At 59.4% G+C, this 22136-nt stretch carries 17 protein-coding genes; 8 read left to right on the forward strand and 9 right to left on the reverse strand.

What is annotated here, in order from left to right:
* Positions 1-168: 168 nt before the first annotated feature.
* Positions 169-681, forward strand: a complete 513-nt coding sequence (locus tag ACIQC5_RS12170) for a Gfo/Idh/MocA family protein (protein WP_400282427.1) — start codon at positions 169-171, stop codon at positions 679-681.
* Between the two features lie 1432 nt (positions 682-2113).
* Here ACIQC5_RS12170 and ACIQC5_RS12175 read toward each other — a convergent pair.
* The 3 genes from ACIQC5_RS12175 to hisD are packed head-to-tail and all read right to left on the reverse strand — an operon-like array spanning position 2114 to position 5924.
* Positions 2114-3082, reverse strand: coding sequence for an alpha/beta hydrolase (locus ACIQC5_RS12175; RefSeq protein ID WP_400282262.1), 969 nt, complete (start codon positions 3080-3082; stop codon positions 2114-2116).
* Positions 3083-3141: 59 nt separating this feature from the next.
* Positions 3142-4632 (reverse strand): aspartate ammonia-lyase, encoded by a 1491-nt coding sequence (locus tag ACIQC5_RS12180; protein WP_400282264.1) that lies wholly within the window; start codon positions 4630-4632, stop codon positions 3142-3144.
* A complete protein-coding gene (gene hisD, locus ACIQC5_RS12185; RefSeq protein ID WP_400282267.1) occupies positions 4629-5924 on the reverse strand; it encodes a histidinol dehydrogenase in 1296 nt (431 codons plus the stop codon). Before hisD ends, ACIQC5_RS12180 begins: the two co-directional genes overlap by 4 nt.
* 366 nt (positions 5925-6290) lie before the next feature.
* On the opposite strand from hisD, the gene ACIQC5_RS12190 reads away from it, so the two are divergent.
* The 4 genes from ACIQC5_RS12190 to ACIQC5_RS12205 all read left to right on the forward strand — a co-directional run bounded on the left by ACIQC5_RS12190 (position 6291) and on the right by ACIQC5_RS12205 (position 11512).
* The gene (locus ACIQC5_RS12190) at positions 6291-8081 is read left to right on the forward strand and encodes a thiamine pyrophosphate-binding protein (RefSeq protein ID WP_400282270.1); all 1791 of its coding nucleotides are present in this window, start codon (positions 6291-6293) and stop codon (positions 8079-8081) included.
* A gap of 150 nt (positions 8082-8231) precedes the next feature.
* Positions 8232-8891 carry a ThuA domain-containing protein gene (locus ACIQC5_RS12195; RefSeq protein WP_400282274.1) on the forward strand — a complete coding sequence of 220 codons (660 nt, stop codon included), beginning with the start codon at positions 8232-8234 and terminating at the stop codon, positions 8889-8891.
* A 624-nt stretch (positions 8892-9515) separates the two neighbouring features.
* A complete protein-coding gene (locus ACIQC5_RS12200) occupies positions 9516-11033 on the forward strand; it encodes an APC family permease (RefSeq protein WP_400282277.1) in 1518 nt (505 codons plus the stop codon).
* Positions 11034-11302: 269 nt separating this feature from the next.
* Entirely contained in the window at positions 11303-11512 is a 210-nt protein-coding gene (locus tag ACIQC5_RS12205) for a hypothetical protein (protein ID WP_400282280.1), read from the forward strand.
* Positions 11513-12113: 601 nt separating this feature from the next.
* On the opposite strand, the gene ACIQC5_RS12210 is transcribed toward ACIQC5_RS12205, so the two are convergent.
* Positions 12114-12755: an SDR family oxidoreductase gene (locus ACIQC5_RS12210; RefSeq protein WP_400282283.1), complete on the reverse strand. Its 642-nt coding sequence runs from the start codon at positions 12753-12755 to the stop codon at positions 12114-12116.
* Between the two features lie 636 nt (positions 12756-13391).
* Here ACIQC5_RS12210 and ACIQC5_RS12215 point away from each other — a divergent pair.
* From ACIQC5_RS12215 to ACIQC5_RS12225, 3 genes are all read left to right on the forward strand, one after another.
* Positions 13392-13724, forward strand: coding sequence for a hypothetical protein (locus ACIQC5_RS12215; RefSeq protein ID WP_400282286.1), 333 nt, complete (start codon positions 13392-13394; stop codon positions 13722-13724).
* On the forward strand, positions 13721-17284 hold the full coding sequence (gene mobF / locus ACIQC5_RS12220; protein ID WP_400282288.1) for a MobF family relaxase: 3564 nt from the start codon (positions 13721-13723) through the stop codon (positions 17282-17284). Before ACIQC5_RS12215 ends, mobF begins: the two co-directional genes overlap by 4 nt.
* Before the next feature lie 73 nt (positions 17285-17357).
* A complete protein-coding gene (locus tag ACIQC5_RS12225; protein WP_400282291.1) occupies positions 17358-17813 on the forward strand; it encodes a hypothetical protein in 456 nt (151 codons plus the stop codon).
* A 61-nt stretch (positions 17814-17874) separates the two neighbouring features.
* Here the strand turns inward: ACIQC5_RS12225 and ACIQC5_RS12230 are convergent, their stop codons facing one another.
* From ACIQC5_RS12230 to ACIQC5_RS12250, 5 genes are all read right to left on the reverse strand, one after another.
* Positions 17875-18156 (reverse strand): hypothetical protein, encoded by a 282-nt coding sequence (locus ACIQC5_RS12230; RefSeq protein WP_400282293.1) that lies wholly within the window; start codon positions 18154-18156, stop codon positions 17875-17877.
* A gap of 97 nt (positions 18157-18253) precedes the next feature.
* Complete coding sequence (locus ACIQC5_RS12235) at positions 18254-18763, reverse strand: single-stranded DNA-binding protein (protein WP_400282296.1); 510 nt, start codon at positions 18761-18763, stop codon at positions 18254-18256.
* 44 nt (positions 18764-18807) lie between these two features.
* Entirely contained in the window at positions 18808-19965 is a 1158-nt protein-coding gene (locus ACIQC5_RS12240; RefSeq protein WP_400282299.1) for an ArdC-like ssDNA-binding domain-containing protein, read from the reverse strand.
* Between the two features lie 85 nt (positions 19966-20050).
* Complete coding sequence (locus ACIQC5_RS12245) at positions 20051-20551, reverse strand: hypothetical protein (RefSeq protein ID WP_400282302.1); 501 nt, start codon at positions 20549-20551, stop codon at positions 20051-20053.
* Entirely contained in the window at positions 20548-22044 is a 1497-nt protein-coding gene (locus tag ACIQC5_RS12250; RefSeq protein WP_400282430.1) for a type IV secretory system conjugative DNA transfer family protein, read from the reverse strand. Before ACIQC5_RS12250 ends, ACIQC5_RS12245 begins: the two co-directional genes overlap by 4 nt.
* Between the last annotated feature and the right edge of the window lie 92 nt (positions 22045-22136).

A 22136-nucleotide genomic window follows, 5' to 3' on the forward strand; every position in this document is an offset into this window, starting at 1 on the left:
GTGCCAGCGACATTGCCGCGACGCGCCTGATCCCTGCCATAAGATCCACAGGATCTCCTATCCGTGGGGTCATGAGCAGCTCTGCGAAACATGCCGAAAGTTATGCCGATCTCCATGAAATCGGTGCACCCACAACGGCTGTTCAGACGTTGCTCGGCATGGACGTGGATGCTGTCTACATCTCATCGACGAACGAAGCTGGCCCTTCTTGCCGGAAAGCATGTGCTCTGCGAGAAACCGATGGCCCTCTCTGAGGATGAGGCCCGTGAAATGGTACAACTTGCCGCCGGGCGCCGCCTGATCCTGGCAGTAAATCACCGTCTGCCGCACAATGCCGTGCATCGTAAAGTCAGGGAGATCGTATCGTCGGGGAGGATTGGGACTGTGTTGGCCGCCCAGGTATCCAATACTGGGCTGCTGCACGAGAGACTACGTGGGTGGCGGATATCAGAACCTCGAATGGGCCCCGGGGTCATTCTGGATCTGACCAGTCACGATGCTTCAGTGCTCAACCCTCTCCTGGGTATGCCTCTATCGGTCACTTGCCTTGCTGCTGCCCAAGCCGAATGGAATTCTGGAGAAGGAACGGATAGCGCCGTAACCCTCATTGAATACAGGACCGAAAAGGGGAACCGGGTATTCGCCCAAACCATTGATTCCTTCGCCCTGCCGCATGCATAAACGTCTCTCCGCCTATTCGGCACCAAAGGCTCGCTACAGGTACGGAACGCAATGACCCAGGAGTCCAGTGGGACGATTACCCTGACAAATGCTAAGGGGCAGGAGATCTTCAATGTGGAATCGAAGGAGGACCCGTATGTTGTCATCCTCGAAATGTTTGAACAAGCCGTTCTTGGCCGCGGGCGTCCGGCAGTGTCAGGTGAAGACGGCCTGCTAAGCCTGAGGGTCGCGCTAGCCGCGCAAAAGTCCTCAGCCACTGGAGCGACCGTAAGCCTCGGGTAACTATCCGCGCAGGCAGGATGGAAATCTGCCCTCTGAGTGGCGTCTGACTGGAGCAGGTGGACATCAAACACCACCGACACGGAGCATGGCGCGGTGGCTACGGCTTGCATCAACAGACGCGAGCGCCGGTAGCTGCGGTGGAACCGGCGTGAGACTCATCTCGGAGCCCTTCCCAAGCCAGTCATCGCGCTGCCGCGCGCGTTGGAAACTCCCTACGGAGCACTCACGGCACTCAATTCAGGGATTTAGTAGATGGTAATAACGCCAGCTGCAGTTCAGGCCGGTCCAGACATAGGGAACTGGAACCATCGGCAGATCACGCCCGGACTTCACAACTTTGTTGAAGTGTTTCTGGATGAACGCCCTCAGCTCGGAGGTCCGGGCGATCCTGCCCCCTCTGCGCCTTAGTGGCGGTTGAGGGCCAGCGTCTGCGCATAGTGCGGGCGGTTATCCCTGGCTACGACAACTCCTGACAATCCCCGGTGTCGCGACGATGGTTGGAATCGACCTTCCTTCCCACGGCTATCCAAAGCTGTTAGTGCCTAGAGACCGGAACAGTCGGGTGCTGGATCGAAGAACTTCGACGGGCAAGCAGAATCAGATCTTTCGAGACTTGCGCCCTTGCCTCGGCACGGATACCTTTGGGGTCACGTTTCCCACGCTGGTCCTTGCGTGGCCTGCGAGCGTCCGTACGTCTGACGTCGTCGCCGGCACCCTGCGCTTCGCTCAGGTTCGGGGCAGCGACTAAGGGGTCATGGAATATCTGGTAGTGGGACCCTGGCTCCCCCACCAGCCAAAGCTGGGAATCGGCGCCTGTGTTGTCACCAGGGTGTGGCCATCGAGGCGACATTGCTTGGTTCAAGGCTGCTCCTCAGGTTGCCCCCGGTCAATAGGTAGCTCATGCGCACACGGATGCGGTTCTACTGCCCACGCCGTCTTGTGCAGAACCGTTGCAGCACGATGCCGCATTAGTACTAAGCGTCGCCTCAGCGCCGACCATCGTGGAGACGTCCCGGCGATGACCGGCGCATCAGGGAGGGCGCTGCGAACATGGTCGCTCATGGAGCTGATGACAAAATAGGAGAGCATGTCAGAGGAGTTCACAGTAAAAATATCCTGGCTGTATAAGTGATGAATTGCGGGGAAGGACCTACTGGTCCCATAGGGCGCGCCTGAAGGCCTCGTTCCTGTCCCTATACGCTTGAACGGTCAAGCGGGCCGCGGGGTTATAGACGTCCCAGGCATGGTAGGCGGCAGGATAGACGTGAAGTTCGGTCCTGACGCCGGCTTGCATCAGCCTGGCTGCGAAGTCGATGTCTTCGTCCCTAAACGTATCGAGCTCACCAACTTGTATAAGGGTTGGAGGCAGACCAGCCAGGTCCGGCATCCGCGCGGGGGCTACATAGGGGCTGACCTCGCTCGTGCCCACCGCCGGGCCGAGAAGGCACTGCCATGCGAATCGATTGTTCTCCGGGCTCCAACTGGGAATGCCGGAAAACTCCTGCGACGATATCGTCGTTTCCCTGTCGTCGAGCATGGGATACAGAAGGTGCTGAAACAGAATTCGTGGCCCGTACCGGTCCCGGGCAAGCATCGCCACCCCGGCGGCCAGACCACCGCCTGCGCTGCCACCTGCGACAGCGACCCTTTCCGGATCAATATTCAGCAATCCGGCGTGCTCGACAGCCCACTGGAGCCCTGCGAAGGCGTCCTCCACCGGAGTAGCCGAGCCGTTCTCCGGAGCGAGCCTGTAATCAATGGAGAGCACAATCACCTGGGTCTCATTGGCCAAGGTCTCGCAGTAGATGTCGTCGCCCTCTACGCTCCCAACGATCATGCCACCGCCATGAATCCAATAGATTGCAGGCGCCGGAGTGATCACGCTCTTAGGGGAGTATCGCCGTAACAAGAGGGTGCCAGCTCCGTCGAAGCAGGGAACCTCGAAGTCGTCACGCGCAATGCCCTCGAGGGGCCTCGCAGCCTTGGCACGGTCCCGTAGGAGCCGGGCATAGTCTTGCCTGAAAGCCTGAAGCTCATTGGATGATGTCGGTGACTTCACCACTTCCATGTCTGAGAGGCCCGGAACGAGCTCCGGGTCTACACGGTTTAGGAAGCCCATTTTTTCTCCCGTCTGGATGAGGCGCGGCAACCGCCCGTGGACTCATAATCAGGTCGACGTCACAATCGCGAGCAGGGCCGCATGAGAATAAGGTCGTCAAACTCATCCGGCGTCATAAGAGCAAGATCAAGCACCAGTGTCTTCACACTGGCCCCGGTTTCCTGGGCTTCTCTGGCTATGCGTGTGGCGGCTACATACCCAATCTGCGGCACGAGTGCCGTGACTATGGATATGCTGCCGTTGACATGCCCAGCAAGCGTTTCAGCATTCGCGGTGATGCCGTCAACGCAGAATGCAGCCAACAGATCCATCCCTTGTTTCAGGTGTTCCATGGACCTGAAGATGGAGTAGCCGATGATCGGTTCGAAGGCATTGAGCTGCAACTGGCCGCCTTCTGCGGCAAGTGTGACTGTCAGGTCAGCGCCGATGACCTCAAAGGCAATCTGATTCACCAGCTCGGGGATTACGGGGTTAACCTTCCCCGGCATGATGCTCGAACCCGCTTGACGGGCCGGCAGGTTTATTTCTCCGAGTCCCGACCTGGGTCCCGAAGACAGAAGCCTAAGATCGTTGCAGATCTTGGAGAGTTTAACTGCCAGGCGTTTCAAGGTTGCTGAGAACAGAGTGAATGTCCCAACATCCTGAGTCGATTCGATGAGGTGCTCAGAGGTCCGCATGGGCCTGCCGGTGAGTTCCCGCAGGTGGTTCCCTGCCGAAACTGCAAAGCCGGCCGGCGCCGCAATTCCGGTGCCGATCGCCGTCGCACCCAGGTTTACTTCATGAAGGTGCCCTGCTGCTTCCAAGAGCCGATCCCGATCACGGCGGAGCGTGACCCCGTAGGTCTCGAATTCCTGCCCCAACGTCATGGGAACCGCGTCCTGGAGCTGGGTACGGCCAATCTTGACTATGTCGGCAAACTCGGCGGCCTTTCCATCGAAGGACTTTGTGAGTCGCTCCAAGGCCGCAAGAAGGTCATCCGTGCTGGTGATCATGGCTATTTTCAGCGCTGTGGGGTACACGTCGTTTGTCGACTGGCTCTTGTTCACCTGCTCATTGGGGTGAATTACGGCATATGAGCCTTTTTCACATCCCAGTCGTTCCAATGCCAGATTGGCAATGACCTCGTTGGCATTCATGTTTGTTGAGGTTCCGGCGCCGCCCTGAATCATTTCTACGGGGAACTGGTCCAGGTATTGACCACTACGAAGCTGCTCACATGCCCACTCGATGGCGCCGCGTACCTCTGGCGTCAACAGACCATAGTCCCCGTTGGCGCGGGCACAGGCCTGCTTGACGACCGCCAAGGCCGAAACCAGAGATGGAAAAGCCTCGAGTCGATCGGCGCCGAGTGTGAAATTCTCCACGGCCCGCTGGGTATGGATTCCCCAATATGCTTCAGTCGGGACACGGGCCGAACCCAACAAGTCAGCTTCGGTCCGGGTCGTTGGCGTCGATGTTGTTGGCGTCGATGCCGTCGCAAAGGATTTGGCGACGGCATCGACGGCGACGGTATTGACCATCTGCCCTACCGACGATTCAGTAGACGTCATGCCCAAGCTGGGGTGGAGTTGGCGAGCCTCGCAGCCCTCAGATCACCTGACCGAGCGTGTCCTTCGAAGTTTTCAGCCCGGGCGGCACGGCCACACAGTTCGCCCAAGCGAGCACTTGCCTCGAGGGTCGTTACTTCCTGATAAGTCAGAGTCTTAAGGTATTTGCCAACCCAAAGTCCTCCTGTGTAGCGTGCAGCACCCAGAGTAGGAAGGACGTGATTGGTTCCGATGACCTTGTCTCCGTAAGAGACGCAGGTGTTTTCACCCAGGAACAGCGCGCCATAGTTCCGCATGGCCCCCAATGCCTCGCGCGGGGCACTGGTGAGGATCTGCACATGCTCGCTCGCAAACTCATCAGCTATAGCGAACGCTTCTGACAGCGAATCGGCAAGGATAACCTGACCGTGATTTCGCCAGGCCGGCTCAGCAATCGCTGACGTGGGGAGGTTCGTCAGCAGTTCGTCCACATGCCTGATGGTTTGCTCGCCCACCTCAGCCGACGTCGTCACGAGGATTGCCGGCGAGTCGGGACCGTGCTCTGCCTGACTGAGAAGGTCGACGGCGACAAGGAATGGATCTGCGCTTTCATCCGCGACGATCAGCACTTCCGTAGGCCCGGCAAACAGATCGATGCCTACAGCGCCAAAAAGCTGACGTTTGGCTTCGGCAACATAAGCGTTGCCCGGACCAGCCAGCATGTCGACGCGCTGAATCGTTTCCGTTCCCACTGCCATGGCTGCTATGGCTTGGACGCCGCCAAGCAGGTAGATCTCATCTGCGCCAGCCATATGCATGGCGGCCACTGTAGCGTCCGGGATTCTCCCTTGCGACGGAGGAGTGCAGGCGACGACCCGTTCCACACCGGCAACCTTCGCGGTGACGATCGTCATGTGGGCTGACGCAAGAAGTGGGTAGCGACCACCAGGAACATAGGCCCCAACCGCTTCGATAGGAACATTCTTCTGGCCCAGAATGACACCAGGCTGCACTTCGGCCTCGAAATCATTCAGCGACTCTCTCTGAAGAACGGCGAAACGTCGAACGTTCTCTTGAACTTCGCGGATGTCATCCAGTGTCTGGCGGGGAACCCTGGAGATCGCCTGCTCGATCTGTTCGGCGGAGAGCCGGAAGCTCTCGGGGCCCCACTTATCAAATTTTTCAGAATAGTCACGGACGGCGGCATCTCCGCGGGTCCGGATATCGGCGATGACGCCTTCAACAATCGCGCGGACGTCCGGTGCGGCACTGCCCGCATCGCTGGGCACGGACGCAGATTTGAGGTGACGGGCCATTGGGGCACTCCTACAGAATTGATCTTCAGTGATGAACGTCGCGGAGGCGGACGTTTTCTAAACCGTAGATGAGCTAGCTCCTATAGCACAACGGACCCATGTCTTTGGGTTGACATAAGCTCAGCTTATGGAATTGACTATAGCCTAAAGTTATGGCTAAAGAAGGAATTCCTTTGGTTGTGCTATGCCGCAACTACACCTACTGTGGAAGCAGCCAACCGCTGTGGCGGGGCGCACACAGGATTCACCCGGCCCTGGTTCAGGGATCGACAACCGACGGGCGCCCCCGCACTGCCAACTGCATTCGTCCCCGAGGGGATGGGCACACATCAAAAATTGGTTGTCTCGAACAACTACGGAGGAAGCATGACTAAGCTGACAGGCGGACAGATCGTCGCCCAAGCTCTCAAGTCCTACGGCGTCGAATACGTTGCCGGTATCCCAGGGCACGGAATTTGGTCTCTGACCGATGCCTTTTTGGAAGAGGACTCACAGATCCCTTTCATTTACACATTCCACGAGCAGAGCGCGGTACACATCGCTGATGGGTACTACCGGGTTACCGGCAAACCGATGGCGGCAGTAACCTCCATCGGTGCCGGCGCCAGCAACACTGTCATCGGCATGGCAACGGCTTACACGGATTCCACCAATGTCCTGGTCATCACTGGTGGCCCCCCCACCCACATGCGCGGCCACGGGTTGCTCCAGGAGCTGGAACGCTTCACGGCCAACAGCTTCCCCAAAGTTGCCGAAGCGGTTTCCAAACGCCACTGGACCGTGAGCAAGGTTGAAGAGCTGCCCTTCATCATGCAGCGACTCTTCAGCTCGATGTTGACCGGCCGCCCCGGTCCCGTGCACGTGGAAATCCCCATGGACGTACAGGCTGAGCGTGCCGACGTCGAAATTCATGAGCTCGCCAAGCGCCTCCCTGTCGGCCAGGCTTTCCCGGACCCCGCTGCCACTAACGCGGCCGGAGAGTTGATCAAGTCTGCTCAGCGGCCGGTCATCGTCGTCGGCGGAGGTACGATCACGGCCAACGCTACCGAGGAAGTCCTCGCACTCGCCGAGAAGTGGAACATCCCGGTCGTCACCACATGGAACGGCAAGAGCGCATTCCCTGAAGATCACGATCTCTTCGCCGGGAGCGTGGGACAGACAGGCACGATACCCGGGAACGCGATGGCGTCTACGTCAGACCTCGTCATTGCCATTGGCTGTCGCTTCACCGACTGGTCTGCATCGAGCTACGCCCAGGGTGTCAGCTTCTCCATTCCGCCGGGCAAGCTGATCCACATCGACATCGACCCTCAGGAAATCGGCAAGAATTACCCTGCGGAAGTGGGAATTGTCGCTGACGCACGGCATGCTGTCGCAGCAATCAATTCGGCGCTGGCAACCGAGGAAACTCCGGCACGAACCGAATACTTGGCCGAGCTTGCCGAGAAGAAAGCTGAATGGGAAACAAAACTGGCCAGTCGCCGTGACTCAGACCGGTTCCCCTTCACCTTCCAGCGCCCGCTGGGTGCACTTCGTAAGGTGCTCCCCCGGAACGGCATTGTGGTTGTGGGCTCCGGCAACGCCCAAGGAGCCGTCAAGCAGACATTCCCTGTCTACGAGCCGCGGACCCATCTCACATCAGGCGGGTTCTCATCGATGGGATGGGCGGTCCCGGCCGCCATCGGAGCGAAACTCGGCGCGCCCGACCGGCCGGTCGTTTGCATCGTTGGTGACGGTGACTTCCTCATGACCGCCCAGGAGATTGGGCTCTGTGTCACTAACAACATTCCCGTCGTCTTCATAGTCCAGGACAACTCCGGCTTCATGTCGATCCGGGGTGGGCAGCGGAAGCAGACCAGTCGCCACATCGGCGTCGAATTCAACCACCCCGACGGCACGCCATACTCCCCCGACTACAAAGCACTCGGCGAAGCCTTCGGCCTGAAGTCCTACCGCGTCAATGCTCCGGATGAACTTGAAGACATCTTGAGGGAAGCCGTCGAATCCAACGAACCTGCCCTTGTGGAAATTCCGACGGACCGGGACGCTGCGGGTCCCTGGGTTCCGGGCTGGTGGGACTTCCCGGTCCCCGCCTACATTGAAGACGAACGTCAGGACGAATACCGCGAGTTCCGCGAAAGGGAACAGCACCTCTAAATTCATGGCGGGGTGGCAATCCACCACCCTCACCAAACTCAACGCTGGGGCGGATCCGCGAAGGCGGCTCCGCCCTAGCCCTGCTTAAGAAACCATGCATCGCCCAGACCCCAATACGAGATCATCTCGGACCCACCGAAGGAGAAACCCATGACCAAAGTGCTCTACCTCTACGGCGGCTGGCCAGGACACACACCCTATGCAATCGCTGACTGGGCTCGAGGGCTGTTCGAAGAGCTCGACTTTGACGTCGAAGAGACGCAGGATATCTTCCGCCTTGATGGAGACCTGACGGGATACGACCTCATAGTTATCGGCTGGAACAATGCCCTTACCACCGAGGACCTCAGCGACGCCCAGGAAGACCGTCTCCTCGAAGCCGTGCAGGCAGGGACGGGATTTGCCGCTTGGCACGGCGCCGGCGCCGCTTTCCGGGCCAGCCTGAAGTACCACTTCCTTCTCGGAGGCGACTTTATCGAGCATCCCGCCGGTGAGGCGTTCCCGCAACCATACGACGTCACCATCACGGACCCGTCCCACGAAGTTACTTCCAACGTAGGCGATTTCAAGGTGGCCTCGGAGCAGTACTACATGCACGTCAACCCCAACAATCACGTCCTTGCTGAAACGGTCTTCAGCGGCGAGCACCTCCCGTGGATCAAGGGTCACAAGAGCCCGGTGGCCTGGGTGCGCAACTGGGGAGACGGGCGTGTCTTCTTCCACTCCGTCGGCCACAGCCCGAGCGACCTGGACGAACCAAACGTCCGACTGCTGACCAAACAAGGCCTCGCCTGGGCCGCGCGGAAATAAACTCAACACATCAAGGTCCCGGCTGCGGTATTGCCAGTACCGCGGCCAGGACCCTGACAGTACCCACCTACCATCCATTGGACGGCTCCATCTGGAGCGGAAATGCAAGACATGCACCTGACAACACCCCCTGCCCGCCAAGTCCATGACCAGCATGCAATACCCTGGAGCGAACTCGTTTGGGGGACCTCCGTGGAGGTCACACTGGAGAACTCCACAACCGACCGGGGAATAGTTGATTGTGTATCCGAGGATGGAACCCTGATCTGGCTACGGTTGGAAAAGGCAGGGCACCGTGCGCTCTTCCATCATCTCGATAACGTCTCCCTCCGCCTCGTGAAGGCGTAAGTAGCGCTCCCCTGCGCACCGAAACCCTTCGTCGCCCAATTGCGGCAAGGCATAAGAAAGTCTTATGGGAAGCGAAAGTTAATACGGCGTTGTTTTATGGCATTCGCCAAAATAACATTGAGAAACACATCTTTTCGCAAAGATTTCTGAGGCACTCCAAGCCCTAATCGCCCTAAGAGGACGGCCAGCCACAAAGCGCTGGTCCAACCTAATTCACGCCACGGTCAACGGCGATCACAAGGCGACTGCCCAACTCTCTACTCTAGGAGCCTGCAAATGTCCCACCCAGAACTCCCGCAACGCCGAGGAGATGATGATCATCTCCGCGCCCTCGGATATGAGCCCAAGTTTGAGCGAAAAATCAACCCCATAGCCAATTTCGCCCTCGGCTTCCTGTACTTGTCCCCGATGGTCGGGGTGGTAGCTCTTTTCGCGCTCGGCATGACTAAATCCGGCCCACTTTCGGTGTTCTGGATCTTCATCGTTGGTGCGGGCATGCTCCTGGTGGCCTTGGTCTTCGGTGAGATTGTTTCTCAATTCCCTCTGGCCGGAGGGCTGTACCAATGGGCCCGGCGCCTATGGAACGGCCGCGCCGCGTGGTGGATGTCGTGGGTTTACATCGGTGGTACAACCGTAGGAATCACCACTACGGCCCTCTTCAGTTCGGGATTTGCGGCCAGTCTTCTCTTTGGTACCCCCGAAGAACCGTCGGTCACCGCCACCCCCATCCAAACTTTGGTGATCACCCTCGCTGTCATCAGCATCGCGTTGCTTTTCAATCTGCGGGGTTCCAAGGCTCTGGCCAGGATCAGCCAGATCGGTCTCGCGGGTGAGTTGGTCGGCATCATCGGCGTTGGTTTGTACCTCATCATATTCCAGCGCAAGAACGATATTTCGGTGTTTTTCAGCGGAATGGGAGCAGACGGCGGCGGATCGTATGTCGCAATGTTCCTCGGCGCGTCACTGGTGGGCCTCTACATGTTCTATGGCTTTGAGGCCTGTGGCGAAGTCGCCGAAGAAACTCCCAACCCGGGGCGAAGCATTCCACGAGCCATGATCATGACCGTTATCATCGGCGGTACCGCGGCTGTATTCTCGTTTGCCGGTTACGTTCTTGCCGCACCGAACCTTTCCAAGATCGTGTCGGGAGAGGACGCAAATCCCATTCCGACCATCCTTCAAGACTCTCTGGGTACTGTCGGAATGAAAATCTTCCTTGTGATCATTTTGATTTCCTTCCTCGCCGGCGTCATGGGCCAGCAGACCGCATCCTCACGACTCGTCTTCTCATTCGCCAGGGACGGCATGTTCCCAGGCAGCCACTTGATCGCAAAGAATGGGCGGAACTCCCACGTTCCCGTCAACGCCCTGCTGATGATCAATGTTCTCCCTGTCGTTCTCACGATTTATGTCTTCATCTCCCCGGACTCCCTGTTCAGGATTGCAGCCTTCCAGATGGTAGCCGGATACTGCGCTTTCGCGGTTGTGGTCCTCGCCGCGCTTCGAGCCCGACTGAAGGGGTGGCGTCCAGCAGGCACCTTCCGCTTGGGACGCTGGGGACTGACCGTCAACATCGCAGCCCTTTGCTACCTGGTCTTCGGCATGATTGTACTGGCCAAGCCCGATTTGAGTCTTGATGCACCTTGGTATGACCAGTGGATTGCATTGATCGGCTTCCTCGTGGTGGCGGTGTCCGGGTTGGCCTACCTCCTGTTCGCCAAGCCGGACCGGGCTTCTACCGCTCCGCAGGGAGATGCCATCCAGGTCGCAGAGAAGATCCGTCAATTCTCGTAGACAGAAATACTGGCATTGCGACGCCTGCCCGGCCAAACGACACGGCCAAGCGTCGCAATGCCGTATCCGCGACGTAGCGGCGTGAAACCTGGACGACCCGCGGATCTCTCACGGTCCCTTGCGGCAAAGGAGCCTGCGGGTGGGCACCGCGATTATCCACGAAGATGTCTGCGGTTACTCAGTGCTCCAATGCAAATTTGGCGCACAGGTTGGCCCAACGTCAGCGGGCGAGCGGGGCACGCCCGACAGCACATAGAAGAAGGAGCCGTATGCAGGACGAACTCAATACCATCGAAATCCGAGTGTCGACCCGAAGGGCTTTGGAGGAAGAACTTGAGTTCGCCGTGACTCGTCTCCAGCATGTTGCCTCGCATGCCCGGACCCGCGGCATCCTCGTCCCGCGTCAAGACTTCGGACGCTTTACCGCTTCCCTCTCTGAATTAGTTCCGTATGGCACAACTCTTGAGCGAAGAGCTTGATCGAAACTCACGCGATAATCAAAACAGCCGCTCCATTTTATCAGAAATGCATAGTTATTCCCCTTAGAAGGTGGGTGAACGCTAGTGCCCTCGAGTTCGACGACGGCAGTAGAGCAGCACCTGGAATAACCGTAGGGGTCAAATGCCGGCAAATTGCACTGACCCGGGTCCGTTGTTGGGCTGAACGGCTTCCCAATCAGAATGGGTCATTTTCGGTGGCGGCTAACCGGATCCGATTGATGCCACCATCAGCAGCAAAGCTCAGCCACGGCGCCCGAGTTCGTCGGCAGCCTCAGCATCCAGAATGTAGGGGAGCCACTGCATCCAGTTCGAAAAACACCATCCGCCTAGATGACCTCACCGGTATACAGGCCACTCGAAGCAATCAGCGCTGCCGGCGAACCGTGACGGAGCGTAAACGACCCGCCAGTGATCCGTTGAGGCACACCAGCGCAGTAGTAGTAGTAGCAGTAGTAGTAACGGGCGGTGTTCTAGCCTCAGTTCAGAGGTAGACCGCCTTGTCCATTCGCCCGCCACTGAGCTTCAACCTGCCTTCTCCGAGTCGATGGTAATTCAACATTGGTCCGGGGAGAGCGGACCATCAGATCGGGTTTCGCGCCGCAGCGAGCCATCCTCCATCAATTGTTACCGCCGTTCCGTGAATGAAGCTCGCGTCGTCACTCGCTAGATAGACAGCCAACCGAGCTATCTCAACGGGGTGACACCACCGCTTCGCAGGAGTCCGGAGAACCTCGGCGTTCGCGTCAGCCAGGTACTCGGCTCCATTTCCTGGCATCGTAAGACCTGTCAGGGTTGCACCCGGACCGATCGCATTGACCCTAATGCCATGCTTGCCATAATCGAATGTTAACTGACGAGTCATGCCTAGAACCCCATGTTTGGCCGCTGTATAAGCTGTGCCAACACCGGCAGCGCTGAAGGATGAAATCGATGCGGTGTTGATGATGACGCCCCGGGAACGCTCAAGCATCCCAGGAATAACAGCCCGCGCCATGAGGAACGGACCTGTCAGATTCACAGCCAGGTTGCGATCCCACTCCTCAGTAGAGATTTCATGTGCCGGAAGAAAACTGTCGATGATTCCGGCGTTGTTGCAGAGCACCTCTGCGGGTCCACCCCAGGCTACGACATCTTCCACCGCTGCTGAGACAGAGACGGTGGTTTGTACGTAATGGCATACCTCCCCGGGAGAAAGTCTGGAAAGTACGGGTCGCGCCCACAATAGCTTTCATCCTGCTCTCAGCGATGGTTACGTTTGGTCTGTTCCGATTCGATCTCTTGGTTGGTGGCGCCCCGGGGCAGTTCTCTTGGCTGCTGCTTATCCTTGCAGCATTCTTCGCGACCGGGTGTGTTGTAGCGGCACGGCTCAAGACGAGCAAGCCAGATATATACAGTCGTTTGGGCCGACGCGACAGGCCAATTTCCAACACTGGCCATCAGGATCAGCATGCGTCTTTGGGCAGTTAATGGTTGAGCCGGCCTCAATCGCCTAGGTCCCAACAGGACTGTGCCCGAGCTTTATGTCCCGGGCACAGTCCTTTTGCGGCCATCGTCTTCTCGTTTGAATGGGGTGTGGGCGTTTCTCCAAAACTACCCTTCAAACAGGCGGTGAAAAGAGTGCTTCGCGCCGACTCAGCAAGCACAATGAAGCATCCCGCCCAGACCGCGAGATCCGAGCTGACAACCTCAACTCTCCGACCACCGCAGGAACTGTTTGTATCGCTCGGTCACGATTGGCTCCTGCTGCCAGGTGTGGAAGGACCAGCGGTCCTTCCACACCTCTGGCATCCAAGGCGGAACGCGTCATTCGGAACGCAGAGCGTCATGCTGAAGTGACCTGCCCAGTCAATGAACAGCTGTGAATAGGAAGACGACACCGCCAGAGATCGATGCAGACTGCAAAGCCCGCGTGGACCGCCTCACAGCAGAACTCAGGAATCAGTCCTCCGAGCTCGAACGCCTCCACGCGATCTACGCAGAACTCGAAACCAGAAACAGCCTCCTCCACAACGAAGTAGTGCGACTCAAACGCGCCCAACGAACGAACGTCCAGGACCTCGCTCACGTGGCTGCTGCGCTGGTCCATCTATCACGCGCCAAGGGAATCGCCCTCGACTCCGCTAGCGTAAGCATCCTCCGCCGTCGAGGTTGGTTGCCCGGCAAGCCGCAAGCAAGAGCCAGCCGGCCATGACCATGTCGATCGCCAGGCTGTCCGTGCAGTCTGGGCTTAAGTACCTCTTCAAGTTCACGATGCTGGACGACCAATCACCGGCACCAAGCGACACCATCAGCTACTACATCAAAACCGGAACACCACAAGGTCGATGGATAGGCAGCGGTCTCGAGGGGATCGACCGCGCAAAGGGTGACGTGGTGACAGAATCAGATGCAGAGGCCCTCTTCCAAAACGCCGAACACCCTGACACGAAAACGCCACTTGGCCGCCCGCATGGCGAAGCCACCATTGCCCAGAAGTCCAAGGGGCAAACCCAGGCCAGGCACGCTGTGGCCGGTTTTGACCTCACGTTCAGCGTCCCCAAATCCGTCTCCGCGCTCTGGGCCCTGAGTCCTAGGCACCTCCAGGAGGACATCCTCGAGACCCACCACCAGGCCGTGGAAGCAACACTGAGTTGGCTTGAGGATCTCGTCATCAACACTCGCGCCGGCCGTAACGGTGTCGCCCACCTTGGCACCCATGGAGTCATTGCAGCGGCCTTCGACCACTGGGAGTCCCGAGCGGGCGATCCACAGCTCCACACGCACGTCGTCATTGCCAACCGCGTCCAGCGCATCACGGACAATGCCTGGGCAACCCTGGATTCCCGGAGCCTGTACAAGGCAGTAGTTGCAGCGAGTGAGCACTACAACGGATTGCTCTTCGACGCTCTCGGCCAGAACCTGGGTACGGAAACGGACATCCGCTCCCCCGCACTGAACACCCACCATCCGAGCCAGCAACTTACCGGCGTAGATGATGCCCTGATTCGCGAGTTCTCCAATCGATCACGACTCATTGATGTCGAAACCGACCGTCTCGTGCACGCATGGACCACGGAACACGGCACACCGCCGAGTGCTACAACCATCGTCAAGCTGCGACAGCAGGCAACGCTCTCAACGCGCAACGCCAAGGAGGGTACCCCGTCTCCCCTGCACGAGCTTTCCGCCCGATGGCGCAACCGATCTAAACTCAAGGGTTTTGATCCCGAAACTGTCGTAACCTCCACCATCCAGCGGTCGAAACACCGCCGGTTCCACACCGGCGACTTCACGCCTGACTGGATTGCCGCCGTCGGGTTTGTCACCATTCGGCGGGTGGCCGCAAAGCGGTCCACATGGAATCGCTGGAACCTGATCGCAGAAGCAGAGCGCGTTTGCGCTGAGATTCGCTGCGCCTCCGTTGCGGACCGCAACGCCATGATCGACGCCGTCGCAACGTCGGCCGAACAGCATTCCGTGCCGCTCAACGATTACCGCTACTGCCTTACTGCCGGCGCGGGCGATGACCTGCGGTACGCAGACCGTATGGTCTTCGAGTTCCACGGTTCACGGCTCTACACGGATGAAGCCACGCTCGCCTTTGAGGATCAAATTCTTGGGGCAAGGAACGACGACGGCGGGCCGGCGGTGAGGGCGAACGTCGCCATGGAATCACTCGCTTCATACACAACAAACGGCCCCGTTGAGCTGCATGAGGATCAGAGAGCGGCGGCGGCTGAGGTCCTGTTGAGTGCACACCGCCTTGATGCTTTGGTGGGGCCTGCCGGGACCGGTAAGACCACGACACTCGGCGCCATCAAGACTGCTTGGGAAGCGGAATTCGGAGCAGGCAGCGTTGTTGGTCTGGCTCCGGCGGCTGCGAGCGCGGAGGTTCTTGGCTCGGGGCTTGGCATGGTCGCTGAGAATGTTTCGAAGTGGCTCTTCGAGTCTGTTGGCAGTGGGGCGAGCCATCGGGCCGCTGCCTACTTCGAAGCGCGGTCGCGGATCGGATCGGTCGTGGGTTCGCGCGGCGCCTTTGCTGCTGTGCTCGAACAACGGATTGCCCGACTGGCGGCGGAGCAAATTCAGTGGTTGTTCAAGCCTCATCAGCTGGTCATCGTTGATGAGGCGTCGATGGTGTCGACGCAGCAGCTAGCGGGAATCGTTCGGCAGGCTCAGGACTGTGATGCGAAGGTTCTGTTGGTCGGAGATCCTGGGCAGCTGGATTCAATCGATGCCGGTGGTGTTCTTGGTTGGCTGGATCGGCAGGGGAAAGCTGCCCGTTTGAGCTCCATTTGGCGGTTTCGAAACGAGTGGGAACGTTCGGCGTCGTTGGGCTTGCGCGACGGTGACGCGACCGTACTGGGCGAGTATGAGCGGCGCGGCCGGATCAGTCACGGCAGATACCTGGACATGGTCGACCGAGCGTACTGCTCGTGGCATGCCGATGTGCTTTCAGGGCAAAGATCTGTGTTGATTGCACCCGACAATGAGACCGTCCAGATGCTCAACGAACGGGCCCAAGCTGACAGGGTGATCCAAGGTGTTGTTGACGCGGAACATACGCTGGCGCTCAGAGACGGGCTGCGTGCGGGCAGTGGCGACATCATCATCGCGCGGCGCAACGACAGGAGGCTTCAGGATGATCACGGCGCTTTCGTTCGGAACGGAACACTGTTGGAAGTGCTGGAGATCAACGCACGTGAAGGGTCTCTGAGGGCCCGCAACAGGCTCACAGGCGCAATAGTCGATCTCGGTGGCTCTTTTCTACAGTCGTCCATGGAACTGGGCTATGCGACCACCGCCCATCGTTCCCAGGGCATTACCGTTGATACCGCCCACACGGTGGTGACTCCGGGTCGCCTCACCCGCGAACTTCTTTACGTGAGCATGACTCGGGGCCGGGACTGCAACACTGCATACGTCAGTGAGAACGACCCCGACGAAGACGAAATTCTGGACCCCGCCGCCCAAACGGGTTGGCGAGGAATCCTGGCAGAAGTTCTGGCCGCCGAAGGGGCAGAGCGAACTGCACACGAAGTTCGCGCCTTTGAAACGGCGCATGCGGATAGCCTTGATCGACTATCTCGGGAGTACGATTACCTGGCCCAGATAGCGGCCGGCGCTGATCTGACACGGGCCATCGAGGACCTGTCCGCCGGCAAATCAGGCGCATATCTGACTTCACCTGTTTGGGGAGCTGCAGTTGCCTCGTGGCGAAGGGCTATCGGCGTCAATCGAGCAGGCGCTCGCCGTGCCTTGGCCGGGGCCCTACAAACGGACAGCACCGCCAAGGATCCAGCGGCAATCGTCCACTCTCGACTTCGCAGGTTCCTTAAAGGCATGCCGCAGGCCGCGATTGATCCGCTCACCGAGAATCTCACCACAGCAAGGCAGGACCTCGAGACAGCGCTCAACCAGGTGCGCCAGAGAATCCACAACAGGATCGAATATGTCGGTCGATCCGCCCTGCTGGACGAGCCATCATGGACAGCGGCCTTGTTTGAGAAGCTAGGCTCCAACCCGGATCCGCTCGAAGCGGCGATACTGGTCCGCGAGGTAGCTGTTTACCGGGATCGGTGGAATGTCGGCAGCTCTCCCCTACCCCTGGGTACAGCCCCATCAGAGTATGAGTGGGAGCAGCTTTCACAGTGGGACGAGCTCCAACGCAATCTTGCGCGTGTCGCAAGGCTAAAGGCCGTTGACGCTGATACCGGCGCCGTCAACACACCGGAGCCCGCAGGCCTTATCAACGCTGGTTGGCAGCTTTAAACTGGAACCAGAGGCCCGAATGCAAAGTAACCCAACCGTCAAGCCCAGAGTTGGAACACCCGCTCTTATTGTCGTGAGCGCGGTGACGTTGGTCCTCGCCGTCGTGGCGGTGGCAATTGCTTCTGCAGTTCCAGGCAACGGCTGGTTCTTTGCAGGAGCCGCGACCTTGGGTCTAATCACCGCGTTATTCTGGGCCCGGCGCTTCCGCAACCAACGAGTCTGGCAGAACGCAACAGATGCTCACTGGAAGCAACTCGAAAACGTCAAGAGCAGCAGCGGGACTACTACTACGGAGATCACTGTCCTCAGCGTTGATGCCCTGCAGCCAACGGGTTCGTGGATCACCATCCGGTGGAATCGTTTCGACTTCACGCAGCCCGCTTGGATCGAAGCGCTTCCCGAACCAATCTGGCCCGGCTCCGTTCTGCTCATCAGACCGGATCCAGACCAAGTGCGGCCTGGATCTCCATGGCCGGCGACGTATCTCATCAGAGGTAGCCAGATCCTCGCGTGGGCGCCGCAGCTGTAGACCGGAAGGCGTCACTGCGAGCTGCGGCACCGTTTCAAGATATCCAACTCGACGCCGTTACCTAGAGGGGCCTCCCCCGCCATGTTTCGGCGTCTACCCGCTTAACCTGACCTGCTGGAAACCATTGGACGTGATAGGCCCGCAGGTCATCCACCCACTCGATGAGCCCATACGATCGCGTGTACTTGATAGCCCGGCCGTAGATCTCACCAACGCGGACAAGCGGCTGGCTTGCAGGTTCCAGGTCGATGATCTTGCCATCGTCAGGCTTGGGATGCTCGTTGTCGGCCTTGAGTTGGGCCATCATGCGCGCGAAGGCAGTGGAGTCTTGCTTCGGTCTCATAGAACAAGACTAGAACATATATTCGAATGGATGACTCCGGAGCAGGAAGAAGCCCACGCTGCATGGGCAGCGTGGGCTTGAGCCTGGAGAGAGCGGATCACATCGTCATGTCATTCCGCGACCCGCCTAAAGGGGACGCCACCACCGGATTTTTCGTCGTCACGTTGTAAACCGGCCAGCCCGTAGCGGTCGTCGCCTCCGGCCCGGCGGCCTCCACCGCCGCTTCCGGCCCGGACGCAGCGCGTGCAGACCGCTGGTAGGTGGTAGTCCCGAACCGGAGATCCGGCCCAATCGTGTCAGCAATGATGCGCCGAGCCTCGCGCCGCTCACCGTCTTTGTCGTAGGCGCGGAATTCAAGCTCTCCCGACACGGTCACAGGGTCGCCCTTCTTGAGTGATGTGGTGGCGTTCTCTGCGAGCATTCGGAACGCGGACACGTTGTGAAAGACCGGTTCGCCATCCCTCCAGGTGCCATCTGGGTTCTGGATCCGTTGGTTCACGGCAACCCGCAGCTTCGCATGCGGTGTACCGGATTCGCCGATAGTCAGCTCAGGGTCGGCCACGAGATTTCCTGCGATGGTGATGGGAATCTTTGTATTCACAGTCATTACCTTTCCTTGTCGACGGGCTTCTCCCATCGGACAACTTTTGCTCAGGGCCCGGCCAGCTCAGGACCGCCCATCGAAGGGCCAGGACCCGGGACGCCGGCGTATGTGGAAGAAGCTGTCACGGTTCGGCCCGCATCAACTGCCGCTAGCTTCCCTCCAAACCCGGGCGGGTCGGACACTGCAAGAATTCCCTTGGTAGCAGCTGTCACGCGTCCAAGGACAGACTTGGCGATGTCGACGCGGGAGGTCACCGCCCGACCCTCCAGCGTCACCCGCTTCATGTCCCGCTCGGCGTTAATCACGGCATCTGCCCACCCAGCCAAGTAGGTTGCCGATTGTGGCCCTCGATCGATGCCGTGAGCCCTGAGGACCGTGTAGGCGACCGACTCGGCTTCCGCTTCGGCCAAGCCCCTGTGGTTTGCGCTGCTTCCGTATAGCCGACCAACACTGTCGTCCGGTCCGTGCAACAGGACGTGACCGAGTTCGTGCGCAAGCACCGCCACCTGCTCTTCCGTGTTCATCCAAAGGCCAATTTGGATTCGACGAGCATCGAAGTCCGTGTAGCCACTCGTATAGCCGTACTGGACGCCTGACACATCAACCCTGAAGCCGTTTTCCTTCGCTACATCGCAGAGGGACCGCCACAGATCGTCCAGATTCGCCCCAGATTGAGCACCCGGTCGCGGCACCAGCAGTGGCGTTCCCTCCGTTTGGGTGACATCAAAGACTGCCTGTCCACGCCAACCTGTTATGACGTTCTTTTTGCCGCTGCTGACCGCATCCGTAGGTGCTGCTTGGCTCACCGGCAGAAGCTTTCGCTGACCGTCCGCCAGCGTCAGTTCCTGCATTGCTGCTGTCCGCGGTGCGATGATCCACAGCGCGTGTTCGCCCCTCAACACTGTCCGTCCGTGGCGCGCCCACTCCTTATACCCGGCCACAAGCGTGGGTTCTTCAGTTCCCCGTTGAGCCATCTGCATCATCAAGAGAGCGACATTGCCGCCCGAATATCGCCAGAGCGTCGCTGAAGCGTCCAATAGAACCTGCCAGCGGGCGGGCGAGTCAATGGCCTGCTCCAGGGCAGCGTGAAGTCCCTTGGTCAGGTCAGCTATGCGCTCCTCAGGTGACAGGCGAACGTTCGACGGCGGCCCGGCAGGTTCCGCAGCCCCGGTTGCGTCAGCGTTCAGTTCAGATGCAGCGGCCACGACAGCCATCCTTCGTGCTTCTAGATAGCCCCAAGTGGGGTTTCACCTATCCATGTCGAGCGGACGCAGTAACGGCATGACGAAGTCAGTTTTGCGTCTGATGAGTGCTCAACTTCCAGTCGTCGAAGCCAGGATCCGCTGGCACGATCCTCCTGACCGGTTCCTTATGGCTTTGCAGCCCAACGCACCCTGCGGTTCGGGTATGCGTCCTGAGACGTTCGACGGCGTGTGGCAGCCTTTCGTGGAAGGCCAGCGGGCCAAACCCCGAGTCGTCTGATGTGAAGGAAGCCATTTCTGCGCGCTGAAGTGCATAGAGCTCCGCAACTATCTCAGAATGCCGCCACCAACAGTCAGGCACGACTGAGGTCGTCAGCTGGTAGGTCGCCACAAACCAGCGCACCCAATCGAGCAGGCTCTGCCACACAACCTCCGCCTGCGCCGACGACATGTCGCGCCATCGATGCGTGACACCGACGTTGCGTGGTGCGGGCTGGAAGGAGGACCTGAACAACTCCGCTGTCAGTTCGTCGTCCAGATCCGTCACGCGGCCAACTTCGAAATCGGAACCATCTGCCTGGGTACTCACTGCTCAACCTCGTGGTTCGCTGCTTGCCGATTGAGGTGGCCGGCGGCCAACTCTCGCTCCGTCTCCATCTTCGAGCGGCCCAGCTCGGGGCCGTCCTTACGCTTGTGCCAGTCACGCAGGTCCAAGAGGATAGGGCGCGTGCGCCGTCCAAGCATGAGCGCCGTGCCAACAGGAAGACGCCTGATCTCGTCAAGCCTGATCACCGGGCTTTCCCGAATCTGCTCGCCGTCTTGTCGCCCCTGAGCAGACCAAGAGCGAGTGTTCACAATGAGGCTGCGCTCGCCGAGTAGCCCCGCCAGCGAGCGCAGATCACGCTCATCGGAGCCACCGCCGAAGATCACTTTGATAATCGCGGAATCCCAGATCGTCGCCGCCTCCTCAACAGACCAGCCGCTCCGGGCCTGAGACAGCGACTGGAGGACTACCAGGGTCGAGATACCAATGCCGCCGCCGTCGGAGAGCACCACCGGAAGTCCAGGCCACGGCGAAAGGTTGGCTATCTCATCCAGGATCAGAGAGAGCGGTGGATCCAGCCGGCCCCCGGCAGAGACAAAGGCCATATCGCGGGCGGCATTGTCTATGTCATCAATCAGAGCCGATAGATATGGCCCAGCGGCCGCAGCTCCGGATCGAGTGCCAATCAAGTAGAGAGTCCCCCGCTGTCGGATGAAGCTCTTAGGATCAAATTCCTCCGCCTCATCATGTGGATCCAGCGCCGCCAAAACCCGCGGGGACGACAATGGTGCCACTGCAGCTGAGACACCAATCCATGAGTTCGAAGTGTTGCGGGGATCGTCCTCCAGGATCCCCATCAGATCCGCCTGCCAGCCCAGTGCGGCGCCGGGCTTGCCTAGTATGTCCAGGGCTTCTCGAGCCAGCACGGGGCTTGAGGACCACCGTCGGAAGGCACCAATTCCTTCTCCCGATAGTGCTGCCGCATGGAGCAAGCACTGCAGGACGATCAGCGAGCGTTTCTGCCATGCCGCGTTCTCGCCTTTCATCTCCGTGTCCGCAGTGATGACCAGCGCCCGGCGAGTAGCAATGTCCGGGTCAGTGCACCCCCGCACGGGCGACCATCGCAGTGTCGACGGCAGTCCCGACATTCCTTGAGGATCAAAAACAGTCACGGGTCTCGCCTGCGACATCCTGGCCCTCATTGTGACCACCAAGTTGTCGGCGCGCGTTGACGTCGTGACCACGGCCCCAGGAGCATCCAGAATTGCATTGATCACCACGTACAGCCCTTTGCCGGACCGTGGTGCCCCTTGAATCACCATCGATTCCTCGGTGGAGACGTGGATGGTTACTCCCCGCGAGCGCCCGAGCGTCCACGAGACGTCGTGAATGCTGGGCTTACTCAGCCCAGGGCGCGTGTACTTACCCCGACGTCGGACGGCCCTCGACCCAAAATCGCGCACGATCTCCGCTCTGCCCGCAACGCCGTCCCGACTTAGTATGTCCTGCCGCAGCCACGCCCCTGATTGCTTCCACATCCTCCACCCGACCACTCCAGCACCTGCGAGCGCAGCGATGAGTCCTAAGACACCGCCCACGATCCACCACACGGCAGCCAAATTGACTGAGC

The organism is Paenarthrobacter sp. NPDC092416, from assembly GCF_044755025.1.
Lineage (GTDB): Bacteria > Actinomycetota > Actinomycetes > Actinomycetales > Micrococcaceae > Arthrobacter.

Excerpts from the sequence above, each read along its gene's own strand:
- ACIQC5_RS12170 (WP_400282427.1), top strand. The coding sequence starts at position 169 with ATGCTGTCTACATCTCATCGACGAACGAAGCTGGCCCTTCTTGCCGGA.
- ACIQC5_RS12175 (WP_400282262.1), bottom strand. The coding sequence starts at position 3,082 with ATGGGCTTCCTAAACCGTGTAGACCCGGAGCTCGTTCCGGGCCTCTCA.
- ACIQC5_RS12180 (WP_400282264.1), bottom strand. The coding sequence starts at position 4,632 with ATGACGTCTACTGAATCGTCGGTAGGGCAGATGGTCAATACCGTCGCC.
- hisD (WP_400282267.1), bottom strand. The coding sequence starts at position 5,924 with ATGGCCCGTCACCTCAAATCTGCGTCCGTGCCCAGCGATGCGGGCAGT.
- ACIQC5_RS12190 (WP_400282270.1), top strand. The coding sequence starts at position 6,291 with ATGACTAAGCTGACAGGCGGACAGATCGTCGCCCAAGCTCTCAAGTCC.
- ACIQC5_RS12195 (WP_400282274.1), top strand. The coding sequence starts at position 8,232 with ATGACCAAAGTGCTCTACCTCTACGGCGGCTGGCCAGGACACACACCC.
- ACIQC5_RS12200 (WP_400282277.1), top strand. The coding sequence starts at position 9,516 with ATGTCCCACCCAGAACTCCCGCAACGCCGAGGAGATGATGATCATCTC.
- ACIQC5_RS12205 (WP_400282280.1), top strand. The coding sequence starts at position 11,303 with ATGCAGGACGAACTCAATACCATCGAAATCCGAGTGTCGACCCGAAGG.
- mobF (WP_400282288.1), top strand. The coding sequence starts at position 13,721 with ATGACCATGTCGATCGCCAGGCTGTCCGTGCAGTCTGGGCTTAAGTAC.
- ACIQC5_RS12230 (WP_400282293.1), bottom strand. The coding sequence starts at position 18,156 with ATGAGACCGAAGCAAGACTCCACTGCCTTCGCGCGCATGATGGCCCAA.
- ACIQC5_RS12235 (WP_400282296.1), bottom strand. The coding sequence starts at position 18,763 with ATGACTGTGAATACAAAGATTCCCATCACCATCGCAGGAAATCTCGTG.
- ACIQC5_RS12250 (WP_400282430.1), bottom strand. The coding sequence starts at position 22,044 with ATGTGGAAGCAATCAGGGGCGTGGCTGCGGCAGGACATACTAAGTCGG.